The organism is Collinsella sp. CLA-ER-H11, from assembly GCF_040092445.1.
GTDB lineage: Bacteria > Actinomycetota > Coriobacteriia > Coriobacteriales > Coriobacteriaceae > Collinsella.
On sequence record NZ_JBBNLN010000005.1, the window covers coordinates 43,154 to 55,839 of the forward strand.

Here is a 12,686-nt window from a genome sequence, read left to right on the forward strand (position 1 = left end):
ATGGCTCGTAATCAGAAGCAGCAGCGCGAGGCCTCCGAGTTCGAGGAGCGCGTCGTTTACATCAACCGCGTGTCGAAGACCGTCAAGGGTGGTCGTCGCATGAGCCTCGTCGCTCTCGTCGTCGTTGGCGACGGCAAGGGCAACGTCGGCGTTGGCATGGGCAAGTCCGCTGAGGTGCCCATGGCCATCTCCAAGGCATCTCTCGATGCCAAGAAGAACATGTTCCACGTGCCGGTGACCGAGCAGGGCACCATCCCGCACGAGGTTCTCGGCCACTTTGGTGCCGGCCGCATCATCATCAAGCCCGCTGTCGAGGGTACCGGCGTTATCGCCGGCGGCGCTGTGCGTCCCCTCTTCGAGCTTGCTGGCATCAAGAACGTCCTGTCCAAGTCCCTCGGTACCGACAACGGCCTCAACATCATCAAGGCTGCCGTCGAGGGCCTCAAGGAGCTCTCCAGCCCTGAGGACGTCGCGGCTCGCCGTGGCCTGACGGTCTCCGAGATGTTCGTCGGTAAGGAGAACTAAGCATGGCTGACACCATCAAGATCAAGCAGGTCCGCAGCACCAATGGTTGCAAGCAGGACCAGGTCCGTACTGTCCGTGCCCTCGGTCTCCACAGGATCCGCGAGGTTCGCGAGATTGCTGACAACGAGTCCGTCCGCGGCATGATCTTCAAGGTCAAGCACCTTGTCGAGATTGTAGAGGAGTAGCAAATGCAGCTTCACGATCTTACTCCCGCGCCCGGTTCCACCAAGAACCGTAAGCGCGTCGGCCGTGGCAATTCTTCGGGTCACGGCACCACTTCTGGCCGCGGCCAGAAGGGCCAGGGTTCCCGCTCTGGCGGCACCAAGGGTGCCGGCTTCGAGGGTGGCCAGACTCCGCTGGCTATGCGCCTGCCCAAGCTTCCGGGCTTCCGCAACCCCCGTCGTATCGAGTACACCGCTGTTAACGTTGAGCGTCTCGAGCGTAAGTTCGAGGATGGCGCTGTGATCGACGGTGCCGCTCTTAAGGCCGCTCGCATCACCAAGAGCGAGTTCGAGCCCGTCAAGGTGCTCGGCAATGGTGAGCTCACCAAGAAGTTCACGGTCAAGGTCGACAAGGTCAGCGCTTCTGCGCAGGCCAAGATCGAGGCCGCCGGCGGAAAGGTCGAGCTGCCGTGCTAAATGGTCTTAAGAATGCTTTCCGCATCAAAGAATTGCGCGAAAAGATTCTTTTTACCATAGCTATGCTCGTCGTGTACCGCATTGGTGCGCACGTTCCTGTGCCCGGCATTCCCTTCCAGGGGATGCTGGGCCTTTTCTCGACCGATAACAATTCGGTCGCCGCAGGTGCTATGGCCCTCCTGAATCTTTTCTCTGGCGGCGCGTTGAGCTATGTGTCGGTGTTTTCGCTGGGCATCATGCCTTACATCACTAGCTCGATCATCCTCCAGATGCTCCAGGCCGTCGTGCCTTCCCTGCATGAGCTTGCCCGCGAGGGCGAGGTCGGTCAGACAAAGATTACGCAGTATTCGCGTTACCTCACCCTGGCTCTGGCAATCCTCAACTCCGTGGGTTACCTCTTCCTCTTTAAGAGCTTCGGCATCAGCTTTAATGGCGCCGGCGCTCCCGAGATCATCTTCGACCTCATGATCATCGGCACGCTCACCGCGGGCGCCATGCTGATCATGTGGATCGGTGAGCTCATCACCCAGCGCGGTATCGGCAATGGCATGTCGCTGATTATCTTTGCGAACATCATGGCCGGTCTGCCGCAGGCTATCTTCTCCAGCACCGAGGGCAATGCCGGTGGCATCATCACCATGGTGATTATCTGCGCCATCATTTTGCTGGTTATCCCGCTGATTGTTTTCCTTGAGCGCGGCCAGCGCCGCATCCCGGTCTCCTACGCCAAACGCGTCGTGGGCCGTCGCATGATGGGTGGCCAGACCACCTACCTGCCCATCAAGGTCAACACCGCGGGTGTCGTGCCGATCATCTTCGCTTCGGCGCTGCTGTACTTCCCGGCTCAGATTGCCGTGTTCTTCCCCGGCATCGGCTGGATTCAGGCAGTTGCCTCCGCGCTTTCGACCGGTTGGCTCAACTGGGTGCTTAACGTTGTCCTCATTGTGTTCTTCGCGTACTTCTACACCTCCATGGTGTTCAACCCCGATGACACGGCCGATAACCTTAAGAAGCAGGGCGGCTTTATTCCGGGCGTGCGTCCGGGTAGGGCTACCGCGGCCTACATCAAGAACGCGCTCAACAAGATCACGCTTCCCAGCGCTGTCTTTTTGGCGCTCATCGCCATCGTGCCTTCGATCATCTTCTCCTTCACGGGTAACCATCTGATCCAGGCATTTGGCGGCACGTCCATCCTCATCATGGTCGGCGTCGTGCTCGACACGGTCGATAAGCTCGAAGGTCAGATCAAGATGTATGATTACGATGGATTCTTTAAATAGGCTAGAGGAGGATTGCTCATGAACCTCGTATTGCTCGGAGCTCCGGGTGCCGGTAAGGGCACCGTCGCACAGGAGCTCGTCGCCGAGTTTGGCGTCGCCCACATTTCCACGGGCGACCTGCTGCGTGCTGCCGTCAAGGGTGGCACCGAGCTTGGTATTCAGGCTAAGAAGTACATGGACGCTGGCGAGCTCGTTCCCGACCAGCTCGTGATCGACCTTGTCAAGGAGCGCCTTGCCGCCGATGACGCCCAGCAGGGCTTCATCCTCGACGGCTTCCCGCGCAACACCGCCCAGGCTGTGACGCTCGATTCCGAGCTCTCCGCCATGGGTCGCGAGATCGACTGTGCCCTTCTGGTCGATGTGGCCCCCGAGGTCATTATCGATCGCCTGTCTTCGCGTCGCACCTGCCGCGCCTGCGGTTACACCGGCACCGCTGCCGATGCCACCTGCCCCAAGTGCGGTGGCGAGATGTATCAGCGCGACGACGACAAGCCCGAGACCATCAAGAACCGTCTCGACGTCTACGAGAAGTCCACGAGCCCGCTCGTCGACTACTATCGTGGCCAGGGTTTGCTCAAGTCGGTCAACGGTGACCAGGCTCGCGAGACCGTGTACGGGGATGTCAAAGAGGCTCTCGGTCTATGATCAAGATTAAGTCTGCAACGCAAATCGAGCAGATGAAGAAGGCAGGAGCGCTATCTAAGATGGCGCTCCGCCACGTTGGAGCCATGGTGCGCCCCGGCGTTTCGACTTTTGAGCTCGATCAGCTCGCGGAGCAGATTATCCGCATGCATGGCGGCACCCCGGCCTTTAAGGGTTACGGCGGGTTCCCGGGGTCCATTTGCGCATCGATTAACGATGCCGTGGTCCACGGTATTCCCAACCCCGACATGATCCTGCGCGATGGCGATATCATCTCCATCGATACGGGAGCCGTTGTCGACGGTTGGGTCGGCGATAACGCTTGGACGTTTTTCGTCGGCACCCCCACGCCCGAAGCCAAGGCTTTGTGCGAGGTCACGCGTGATTGCCTTAAGGCTGCCATCGAGCAGGCTGTTCCCGGTAACCATATCGGGGACGTCGGTTATGCCGTTCAGTCCCTCGCCGAGTCTCACGGTTACGGCGTGCTTCGTGATTATGTGGGCCATGGCATTGGCCGCGTGATGCACGAGGACCCCAACGTTCCTAACTATGGAAAGAAGGGGAGGGGCGTTCGCCTCCAGGCCGGCATGGTCATTGCCATCGAGCCGATGGTTACGATGGGTTCCAACCATGTGAGCACGGGCTCCGACGGTTGGATTGTTACGACCAACGACCACCTGCCCGCCGCGCACTACGAGAACACCGTCGCCATTACCAATGACGGTCCGGTGATTTTGACCACGGATGCCCAAGGTGCTTGGTGTTCCTTGCAAGGCGGTGAAATGTAAAAGTCGCCGCCCCCTGATGCCCAACCTCGCCTTTCAATTTCGAAGGCATGACCCCAAGGTCTATGCCTTCTCATTTCAAGGCGATCTTGGGCATCAGGGAACGGCTTTGTTTTACATTTCAAATGTAACAAGTTCCACTTAGTTGTGGAGCCATTACGAAGTTATTACGATGCGTGCATACGTGTTGTAGAATACTCAATCGCTGTCGTTTTCTAGAGAAAGATGATTGCTTGTGAAGAAGGAAGACGCAATTGAGCTCGAGGGTACGGTAAAGGAACCGTTGCCCAACGCCATGTTTAAGGTCGAGCTCGAGAACGGTCATTCGGTTCTGTGCAACATTTCTGGCAAGATCCGAATGAATTACATCCGTATTCTCCCCGGTGACAGGGTTGTCGTGGAGCTTTCCCCGTACGACCTGACCCGCGGCCGCATCACCTATCGCTACAAATAGCGGCACGCATACACGCACTCCATTTCCGACTGCAGGCTTAGCTCAACCTACGGTCGGATTGTGTGTGAAGACCAGCCATAGTTTTAAACGCCTGCGGCTGGGCGAGTAGATAGTAGGGAAGTAGTTTGAGCGCTACCGAAAGGAAGAACGATGAAGGTACGTCCTTCGGTCAAGAAGATGTGCGATAAGTGCAAAATCATTAGGCGCCATGGCAAGGTCCTCGTCATTTGCGAGAACCCCCGTCATAAGCAGCGTCAGGGTTAAGAGAGGAGACTACGTTGGCCCGTATTAATGGTGTCGACCTCCCGCGTGAGAAGCGCGTTGAGATCGGTCTGACCTACATTTACGGCATCGGCCGCACCACTGCGACGAAGATTTGCGTCGAGTGCAACGTTAACGTGGATACGCGCGTTAAGGACCTCACCGAGGATGAGGTTAACGCCATCCGCGATTATATCGATAAGAACCAGATCATGGTTGAGGGCGACCTCCGCCGTGAGCGCAACCAGAACGTCAAGCGCCTTATGGACATCGGCTGCAACCGCGGCCTTCGTCACCGCAAGGGCCTCCCGGTCCGCGGCCAGCGCACCCACACTAACGCTCGTACCCGCAAGGGCCCGAAGCGTCAGATCGGTGCTAAGAAGAAGAAATAAGGAGCGCTAGATAGATGGCTACTGCTAAGAAGAACGTTCGCGCTGCCCGTCTGAAGCGCGCGGACCGTAAGAACATTTCCGTGGGCCAGGCTCACATTCGTTCTACGTTCAACAACACGATCGTTTCGATCACCGATCCCCAGGGCAACGTCATTTCCTGGAAGTCGGCTGGCCAGGTGGGCTTCAAGGGCTCCCGTAAGTCCACGCCGTTCGCTGCCCAGATGGCTGCCGAGGCTGCTGCCAAGCAGGCCATGGAGCACGGTATGAAGAAGGTTTCCGTCTTCGTCAAGGGCCCCGGCTCCGGTCGTGAGACCGCCATCCGCTCCCTCCAGGCTGCTGGCCTCGAGGTCTCGAGCATCCAGGACAAGACCCCCATTCCGCACAACGGCTGCCGCCCCAAGAAGCGTCGCCGCGTGTAACTGAAAGGATCGTATCAATATGGCAATCGACAGGACTCCTGTTCTTAAGCGCTGCCGTCAGCTCGGGATCGATCCCGCTGAGCTCGGTTACAGCAGCAAGAAGGAATCTATCCGTCAGCCCAAGCGCCGTCGCAAGGAATCTGAGTACGGCATGCAGCTGCGCGAGAAGCAGAAGGTCAAGTTCATCTATGGCGTTCTGGAGAAGCAGTTCCACGGCTACTTCAACAAGGCCCGTAAGATGAACGGCGTCACCGGTGAGAACCTCATGATCATTCTTGAGTCTCGCCTCGACAACGTCGTCTTCCGTCTTGGTTTCGCCCGCACCCGCAAAGAGGCTCGTCAGTCCGTCCGTCACGGTCACTTCACCGTGAACGGCAAGCGCGTGGACATCCCGTCCTACCGCGTCAAGGCCGGCGACGTCGTCGCTGTCGGCGAGAAGTTCCGTGACCTCCTCCCCATCAAGGAGGCCCTGATTTCCTCCGAGCGCTTTGAGGTCCCTGGCTGGCTCGAGGTCGATATCGAGAAGCTGTCTGGTAACGTGCTCGCTCTGCCGACGCGTGAGCAGATCAGCGGTGATATCAACGAGCAGCTCATCGTCGAGCTCTACTCTAAGTAGTCCATCCGGGCTGCTGAGGCTGGAGGTAATACATGTCAGAATTCATTAGGCCTCAGGTTCAGGTCGAAGAGATTAACGAGACGTCTGCTCGTGTCTCCGTCGAGCCGCTCGAGCGTGGCTACGGCGATACGCTGGGTAACTCCCTTCGTCGCGTTCTTCTGTCCTCGCTCGAGGGTGCCGCCGTCGAGGCTATTCAGATCGATGGTGCGCAGCACGAGTTCATGACCATCCCTAACATGGTCGAGGATGTCACCGACATCGTCCTGAATGTCAAGGGTCTTGTCTTCAGGGCTCTCGGCACGACCGACGAGGCGACCGCCACCATCTCGGTTGACGGCCCCTGCGAGGTCACCGGTGCGGACTTCTTTATTCCGTCCGAGTTTGAGCTGGTCAACCCCGAGCAGCACATCGCTACGCTCACCGAGGGTGGCCATCTCACCATGAGCATGCGCATCGGCTATGGCCGCGGCTATGTTTCTGGCGAGGCCAACAAGCGCGACAACGATCCCATCGGTGTGATCCACGTCGACTCGCTGTACTCGCCGGTTTCCCGTTGCGCCAAGCTCGTTGAGGCTTGCCGTGTCGGTCAGCACACCGACTACGACCGCCTTGTCCTCGAGATCGAGACCAACGGCTCCATCGCCCCGCGCGACGCCGTGGTCCAGGCTGCCAATATCATTAACCAGCATATGGCTGCCTTTATGAACCTTGCCGAGACCCCCGAGGTCGAGGAGGAGGCTTCGATCTTCGCTCCCGAGGTCACCAACGACAACGCTGAGCTGGACAAGCAGATCGAGGATCTGGACCTTTCCGTCCGTTCTTACAACTGCCTTAAGCGCGCCAGCATTCACTCGGTCCGTCAGCTCGTTGAGTTCTCGGAGAACGATCTGCTCAACATCCGTAACTTCGGTGTTAAGTCGATCGAGGAAGTGAAGGACAAGCTTGAGTCCATGGGCCTGAGCCTGAAGGCTTAATGCTTCGCATATTTGAGGAGAAACTAGACCATGCGTCATAACGTTAAGAAGGGCCTGAAGCTCGGCACCGATGCGAGCCACACCAAGGCCATGAAGAAGAGCCTTGCTAAGGCCCTCTTCGAGAACGACCGCATCAAGACCACCGAGACCCGCGCTAAGGCGCTGCGTTCGGTCGTCGATCCGATCATCACCTGGGCCAAGAAGGGCGACCTGCACTCTCGTCGTCTGGCTATCGCCAAGCTCGGCGATAAGCAGCTCGTTGCCGAGATCTTCGACAAGGCTGCTCAGGGCATGTGGCAGGACCGCAACGGCGGTTACACCCGCATCATGAAGCTCGGTAACCGCAAGGGCGACAACGCTCCCATTGTTATCATGGAGCTCGTCACCGAGCCTTGCACGCCTAAGGCTAAGAAGGCTGCTCCGGCCCCCAAGAAGGCCGCTGCTCCCAAGAAGGTCGAGGCTGCCGAGGAGGCTCCTGCTGAGGAGACCGCTGAGTAGACAATCCGTCTGCATAGGCTATATTCGAGGGGTACGTTCGCGTACCCCTCTTTTTTTGTCGAAATGCCATTGCCTGTTTGTTGGGAGCGTCCATGACCGCGCCGTCTGATTTCAATTCGATTCCTGAGCTCGATGCCACGCTCGTTTTCCGCGTGGCCTACGATGGCTCGTCCTACAGCGGCTTTGCCGAGCAGCCCGGTCAGACGACGGTTGCGGGCGAGTTGCGCCGCGCTATCGAGACGCTCCTGCGCCGCCCGATCGACCTGACGTGTGCGGGGCGTACCGATGCCGGCGTGCATGCGGTGGCACAGTTCATCAGCGTGCCCGTAACGGACGCTGAGTTGGCTTTGACGCGCCGTAGGTGGCTGAGGGCTATGGATGCCCTCCTGTCCAAAGATATCGCCATAAACGAGGTCTACAAGGCCCGTAAAGGCTTTTCTGCACGCTTTGATGCGCGTTCCCGTACGTATACGTACCGTATTGCCGATCGCGACGCGCGCCCTGTGCTTTCGCGCGGTGCGGTGTGGTGGCATCGCTACCCATTGGATGTTGAGGCGATGTCTGCGGCCTGTCCCGCGCTGCTGGGCGAGCAGGACTTCAAGAGCTTTTGCAAGGTGGCGTCTGCTGTGGGCAAGCCCACGCACCGCTGCGTGATGCGTGCCGAGTTTGGCCATGAGGTTGCGTTTGGCGAGGACATCCTGACGTTTACCATCGAGGGCAATGCGTTTCTGCATTCGATGGTCCGCACGATCGTGGGCACGCTTGTCGAGATTGGCATGCATCGCCGTGAACCCGAGTGGATGCGCGAGGTCATCGATGCTTGCGACCGTACCGCTGCGGGCCCCACGGCTCCTGCCTGCGGCCTTACGTTTATGGGCGTGGATTACGATCCCGCCGAGCTTGTCGTGCTCGACTAGGGGAGGGCTCGACGCGTCGTGCGTCGACACCCGTCATCTGTGGGCTGCGCGTGTGCAACATCTGTTCTTGGCGTGCAATACAACCGGTGTCTCATTGCTTTTATTGCCGGGGTGTACCATGAACCACGGTTTGATTCATTGCTGTCGAGAGGACGGATAACTTGGTTCGACGTGGCTCGCATCCGCGACTTTCGGTGATCCTTGTGGTAGAAGGTTCGCCCAGCTATGCGATGCGTGCGCTCGAGAGTATCCAGAACCAAGACCTCTACGATTTGCAGATTGTCGTTGTCTGCCGCGATGCTGCGCCCGGTGTGCGACATTCGCTTCAAGTTGCTGCCGACAGGGACATCCATATTGATTTGATTGACGTCGAGGACGCGAAGCGCGGCGCTTGTCTTCGTGCCGGTTTTGCTGCCTCGCGCGGCTCTCAAATCATCGCTATGAACGCCGATGAGTGGTTTGCTCCGCAGTCCCTTTCCAAGATGGTCGATATCGCGTGCGATACTACGGCAGACATAGTGCTCCCCACGGTGTCGCTCGACCGCTATGATGCACATCGAGAGCGCCATTCGCGCGTCTTGGATGCTGCTCATATTTCCATTGATAGCAAATCTTCGATGGTGGCCGGGCTGCCTCAGTTGATTTTAGGCGGCCTAGTCGTTCAGACCTCTGGCGTGATGTACAGCCGCTCGCTGTTTGAGGCATGCTTTTTGTGCGACAAGGTGTTTCGCACAGTTGGGTTTATGGCATACGCGCTTTCGCAGACACGATGCGTGTCCGGCTGCGGCGATGCTTGTTTCCACACGGCGGCACCTAAACTTACAGATGCCTTTGATCCCACCATGTATGCCAAGGTATCCGATGACACTCGAGCGCTCGACGAGCTTGCGGACTCACTCTCGGAAGCAGACAGCGGTGGTCGGCTCAAGCTGGCAAGCCAAAAGTTCTACTTTGCCGGACTGGTCGCCTGCATCGAGAATTTGTGTCTGAGCCCGCATGGGGTGTCGTCAATCGAGCGTTCCGCCCGCATGCGTGATATGCTCGATGCGCCTCGAACCCGTCAGATGGTCGCCGCGCTCAAGGATAACCATCGGGGGCTCGGTCTGTTGTTTGGGCCGATCGCCAGCGCCAAGCCCGCGCGCTGCGTGATGTGTACGCATCTGGCAGCTTTTCTTAACCGGACGGGCGCAAAAACCGCCTAAACGGCTCATTTCGAAACAAACTTGCATAGAATTGTTTCGAAATGCGTTCTTATACACAAAAGCCTTCAAATAGCGTTAAACTATTCAATCACTGATTGATTGTCTCCGCCATCTTTTGGAGAGAGGGTTTGTATGGCTAAAAAACGCAATGGGCGCCAGGATGCCATTAGAGATATTGTGCGCAATAAGGACGTCCGTACGCAGCGCGTGCTGGTCGATGAGCTCCGCGCTATGGGCTTTGATTGCACGCAGGCGACTGTCTCTCGCGATATTGCCGATATGGGGCTGCGCAAGCTCCCTGAGGGCATCTATGTTCTGGCAGAGGACCTGCACCTGCAGCGTATGGTTTCCGAGCTCGTAACGGGCGTTCTGCGCACCGATAATCTGGTTATGATCAAGGCTCAGCCTGGCACGGCTTCCGGTATCGCCGCCGCCGTTGATGCGGCAGAGCTGCCCGATGTGCTTGGCTCGCTTGCCGGCAACGATACGATTTTGGTTATTGCCCAGACGGCCGAGGACGGCGAGCGTCTTGAGGCACTGATCAATAAGCTGAGCAATTCTCGCAAGTAGGCGTGCGGGTCGTGCGCTCGGCACCGTGCGCGCTGACATAGTGGCTTGTAAGGGGTATCGACGTTGGTCGGTACCCCCCTTTTTTGTTCGCCGGTATAAAGACCGCCCACCAGGTCGCTTCAAACTAAAAGGCCCCCGAGCAGTTCAATAGGCTGCTCGGGGGCCTTGTTGCTTATGGCCGGATGATTTCTAGCCGACCGTATCGTCAGGCGTGGGCGAGGGGTCGGGAGTGGGCGTAGGCGTAGGCGTAGGCGTGCCGCCATCGCCGCCGGTCGAACCACCAGTTGAGCCGCCCGTCGAGCCACCGGTCGTACCGGTGCCGCCGGTGGTGTCGCCGCCCGTGGTCTCGGTGGTCGTGGTCGTCGTGGTAGTCGTTGTGGTGGTTTCCTCTTCGTCCTCGTTTTCGTCCTTGTCGTCGTTCTCCGTCTTCTTGGTGTTGTTGGTGCCGTAGAACTTCCAGACGCTGTTGTTCTTGTAGGTGGGCGCCGTTCCGGTCGCAAACTCCTCGCGCTCGGTACCGGTCAGAACGGTGTTCATAAATCGCTTAAAGACAGGCAGGTTGGTGCTGTCGCCCAGCAGGTCCGTGCCGTATTTTTGGATGGGGATCTCGCCCGCGGAATAGCCGGTCCACAGGGCGCACGCCAGCTGCGGGGTATAGCCGCAGAACCACAGGTTGGTGGTGTTGTCGGTGGTGCCCGTTTTGCCGGCATAGGGCTGGTTGACGCTCAGGGCGCCGGCAGCACCCGTACCGCCGCCCTTCATGACGCCGGACAGAACATCGGTGACCGCGGCGGCCTCGCCCTCGGTAAGCACCTGTGAGGGATTGTCGGTGTGCTGGTACAGCACCGAATCGGTACGAGAGTCAATCTCGGTGATGGCGATCGGCTGGCGATAGTAGCCGCCGTTGGCAAACGTCGCGTAGGCGGCGGCCATTTCGAGCGGCGAGATCGAGCCGGTGCCGAGCGTCATGACGGGAACATCCTCGATGTTGTCCTTGGCGGGATCGATGCCGAGCTTTTTGACGAGCGAGATGATCTTGCTGTTGCCGACGGCTTCCGCCACCTGGATGTAGCCGGTGTTGGAGGAGTATGCCGTTGCCTGCTTAAGCGTGATGTTGCCATAGCTATGGTTGGCGTAGTTTTGGACCTCGGTCGTGGTGCCCTTGGCCTTGAGCGGCGAGTTGCAGTTGAGGGTGACGTTGGGGTTCATGCCGTTTTGGATGGCAGTTGCCAGCGTAAAGGCCTTAAAGGTGGAGCCGACGGGACGCTTGGCCGTGGCATGGTTTACGTGGTTCTCGTCGGCGTTGTAGTCGTAGCCGCCCACCATGCACTTGATGTAGCCGGTCTTGGGGTCGACGACGACCATGCCCATGTCCAGGCCGTCGAGTGAGAGCGTGTCGAGCTGCTCGCGGACGGCATTCTCTGCCACTTGCTGCATCGTGGGGTCGATGGTGGTCTTGACGGTCAGGCCGCCCTTAAAGAGCACGTCGGTCGAGAACTCCTGCTCCAGCAGCTGCTTAACATAGGCGACAAAGTAGGGCTGTGAGTATACGTCGACGCCGCTGCCCGAAATCTCGGTCACGTTGAGGGTGATGGGCTCGGCCTGTGCGGCATCGTGTTCCTCCTGCGTAATGTGGCCCAGGCGCAACATGTTGTCGAGGACCTTGTTGCGACGGGACAGCGCCAGGTCGGGGTTGACCGTGGGGTCGTACTGCGAGGGCGAGTTGGGAAGGCCTATGAGCAGTGCGGCCTCGCTGAGGGTGAGGTCGGCGGCGCTCTTGGACAGATAGGTCTCGGCTGCGGCCTCGATGCCGTAGGCGCCGTGGCCGTAGTAGATGGTGTTGAGGTACATCATGAGGATCTCGTCTTTGGAGTACATGTCCTCCATCTTGACGGCGATGTAGGCCTCGCGCACCTTACGCTCGATGGTCGAGTCGAACTGCTCCTCCTGCAGGATGGTGTTGCGCACCAGCTGCTGGGTGATAGTCGAGGCGCCTTCGTGTCCGCCGCCGAGGGTTGCCACCGCAGCACGCGCGATACCCCACAGGTCGATACCGCCGTGCTCGTAGAAGCGCTCGTCCTCGACGTCAACGGTGCCCTGCAGCACGTAGGGGGAGACCTCGTCCTTGGTGATGGACTTGCGGTTTTGCGTGTAGAAGCTCGCGATCTTGTTGCCGTTGCAGTCGACGATCTCGGTGGGCTCGCTCACCAGATACGCGTTGGCGTCGGTGTAGTCGGGCAGATCGGACAGCCAGCGGTTGACGTTGCCGACCATGCCGATGCCAAATGCCACGCCCGCAATCAGCAGAAAGCCCAAAAACGAGAGCAGGATTATGGGCAGAGCATGCGTCTTTGAACGGCTGCGTCCCTGTCGTTGGCGAGGACCCATATATTGACCTCCAGGTATGTCGTGCCGGACGGTGAATGTGTCGTCGGGGCAGGATGGACATAAGTTATTACACGATAAACCAAACGGGGCGCGCGAGGCCTCGTGTATGCTGGAAGACGGCATTT

At 58.7% G+C, this 12,686-nt stretch carries 17 protein-coding genes; 16 read left to right on the forward strand and 1 reads right to left on the reverse strand.

Annotated features, from left to right (window positions below):
- From rpsE to AAAX35_RS05140, 16 genes are all read left to right on the forward strand, one after another.
- Positions 1 to 525: a 30S ribosomal protein S5 gene (rpsE, locus tag AAAX35_RS05065; protein ID WP_006235265.1), complete on the forward strand. Its 525-nt coding sequence runs from the start codon at positions 1 to 3 to the stop codon at positions 523 to 525.
- Positions 526 to 527: 2 nt separating this feature from the next.
- Positions 528 to 710: a 50S ribosomal protein L30 gene (gene rpmD, locus AAAX35_RS05070; protein WP_006235266.1), complete on the forward strand. Its 183-nt coding sequence runs from the start codon at positions 528 to 530 to the stop codon at positions 708 to 710.
- Positions 711 to 713: 3 nt separating this feature from the next.
- Positions 714 to 1,163, forward strand: coding sequence for a 50S ribosomal protein L15 (gene rplO, locus AAAX35_RS05075; RefSeq protein ID WP_006235267.1), 450 nt, complete (start codon positions 714 to 716; stop codon positions 1,161 to 1,163).
- Complete coding sequence (gene secY, locus AAAX35_RS05080) at positions 1,157 to 2,443, forward strand: preprotein translocase subunit SecY (protein WP_349116947.1); 1,287 nt, start codon at positions 1,157 to 1,159, stop codon at positions 2,441 to 2,443. The genes rplO and secY overlap by 7 nt, the downstream gene beginning before the upstream one ends.
- 18 nt (positions 2,444 to 2,461) lie before the next feature.
- A complete protein-coding gene (locus AAAX35_RS05085) occupies positions 2,462 to 3,088 on the forward strand; it encodes an adenylate kinase (protein ID WP_006235269.1) in 627 nt (208 codons plus the stop codon).
- On the forward strand, positions 3,085 to 3,873 hold the full coding sequence (gene map, locus AAAX35_RS05090) for a type I methionyl aminopeptidase (protein WP_349116948.1): 789 nt from the start codon (positions 3,085 to 3,087) through the stop codon (positions 3,871 to 3,873). The genes AAAX35_RS05085 and map overlap by 4 nt, the downstream gene beginning before the upstream one ends.
- A 232-nt stretch (positions 3,874 to 4,105) precedes the next feature.
- Positions 4,106 to 4,324 carry a translation initiation factor IF-1 gene (infA, locus tag AAAX35_RS05095; RefSeq protein WP_035137443.1) on the forward strand — a complete coding sequence of 73 codons (219 nt, stop codon included), beginning with the start codon at positions 4,106 to 4,108 and terminating at the stop codon, positions 4,322 to 4,324.
- 150 nt (positions 4,325 to 4,474) lie between these two features.
- Positions 4,475 to 4,588: a 50S ribosomal protein L36 gene (gene rpmJ, locus AAAX35_RS05100; protein WP_006363204.1), complete on the forward strand. Its 114-nt coding sequence runs from the start codon at positions 4,475 to 4,477 to the stop codon at positions 4,586 to 4,588.
- Between the two features lie 14 nt (positions 4,589 to 4,602).
- A complete protein-coding gene (rpsM, locus tag AAAX35_RS05105; protein ID WP_022094275.1) occupies positions 4,603 to 4,977 on the forward strand; it encodes a 30S ribosomal protein S13 in 375 nt (124 codons plus the stop codon).
- A gap of 14 nt (positions 4,978 to 4,991) precedes the next feature.
- Positions 4,992 to 5,396, forward strand: a complete 405-nt coding sequence (gene rpsK / locus AAAX35_RS05110) for a 30S ribosomal protein S11 (protein WP_006235274.1) — start codon at positions 4,992 to 4,994, stop codon at positions 5,394 to 5,396.
- Between the two features lie 19 nt (positions 5,397 to 5,415).
- Positions 5,416 to 6,012, forward strand: coding sequence for a 30S ribosomal protein S4 (gene rpsD / locus AAAX35_RS05115; RefSeq protein WP_006235275.1), 597 nt, complete (start codon positions 5,416 to 5,418; stop codon positions 6,010 to 6,012).
- A 32-nt stretch (positions 6,013 to 6,044) separates the two neighbouring features.
- Positions 6,045 to 6,986 (forward strand): DNA-directed RNA polymerase subunit alpha, encoded by a 942-nt coding sequence (locus AAAX35_RS05120; protein WP_006235276.1) that lies wholly within the window; start codon positions 6,045 to 6,047, stop codon positions 6,984 to 6,986.
- Between the two features lie 30 nt (positions 6,987 to 7,016).
- Positions 7,017 to 7,484, forward strand: a complete 468-nt coding sequence (gene rplQ, locus AAAX35_RS05125) for a 50S ribosomal protein L17 (RefSeq protein WP_055287451.1) — start codon at positions 7,017 to 7,019, stop codon at positions 7,482 to 7,484.
- A gap of 92 nt (positions 7,485 to 7,576) precedes the next feature.
- Positions 7,577 to 8,401 carry a tRNA pseudouridine(38-40) synthase TruA gene (gene truA, locus AAAX35_RS05130; protein ID WP_349116949.1) on the forward strand — a complete coding sequence of 275 codons (825 nt, stop codon included), beginning with the start codon at positions 7,577 to 7,579 and terminating at the stop codon, positions 8,399 to 8,401.
- Between the two features lie 161 nt (positions 8,402 to 8,562).
- On the forward strand, positions 8,563 to 9,603 hold the full coding sequence (locus tag AAAX35_RS05135; protein ID WP_161156846.1) for a glycosyltransferase: 1,041 nt from the start codon (positions 8,563 to 8,565) through the stop codon (positions 9,601 to 9,603).
- Positions 9,604 to 9,735: 132 nt separating this feature from the next.
- Positions 9,736 to 10,173 (forward strand): ArgR family transcriptional regulator, encoded by a 438-nt coding sequence (locus AAAX35_RS05140; protein ID WP_006235280.1) that lies wholly within the window; start codon positions 9,736 to 9,738, stop codon positions 10,171 to 10,173.
- 189 nt (positions 10,174 to 10,362) lie between these two features.
- Here AAAX35_RS05140 and AAAX35_RS05145 read toward each other — a convergent pair whose 3' ends face one another.
- Positions 10,363 to 12,561, reverse strand: a complete 2,199-nt coding sequence (locus AAAX35_RS05145) for a PBP1A family penicillin-binding protein (protein ID WP_349116950.1) — start codon at positions 12,559 to 12,561, stop codon at positions 10,363 to 10,365.
- Positions 12,562 to 12,686: the final 125 nt, after the last annotated feature.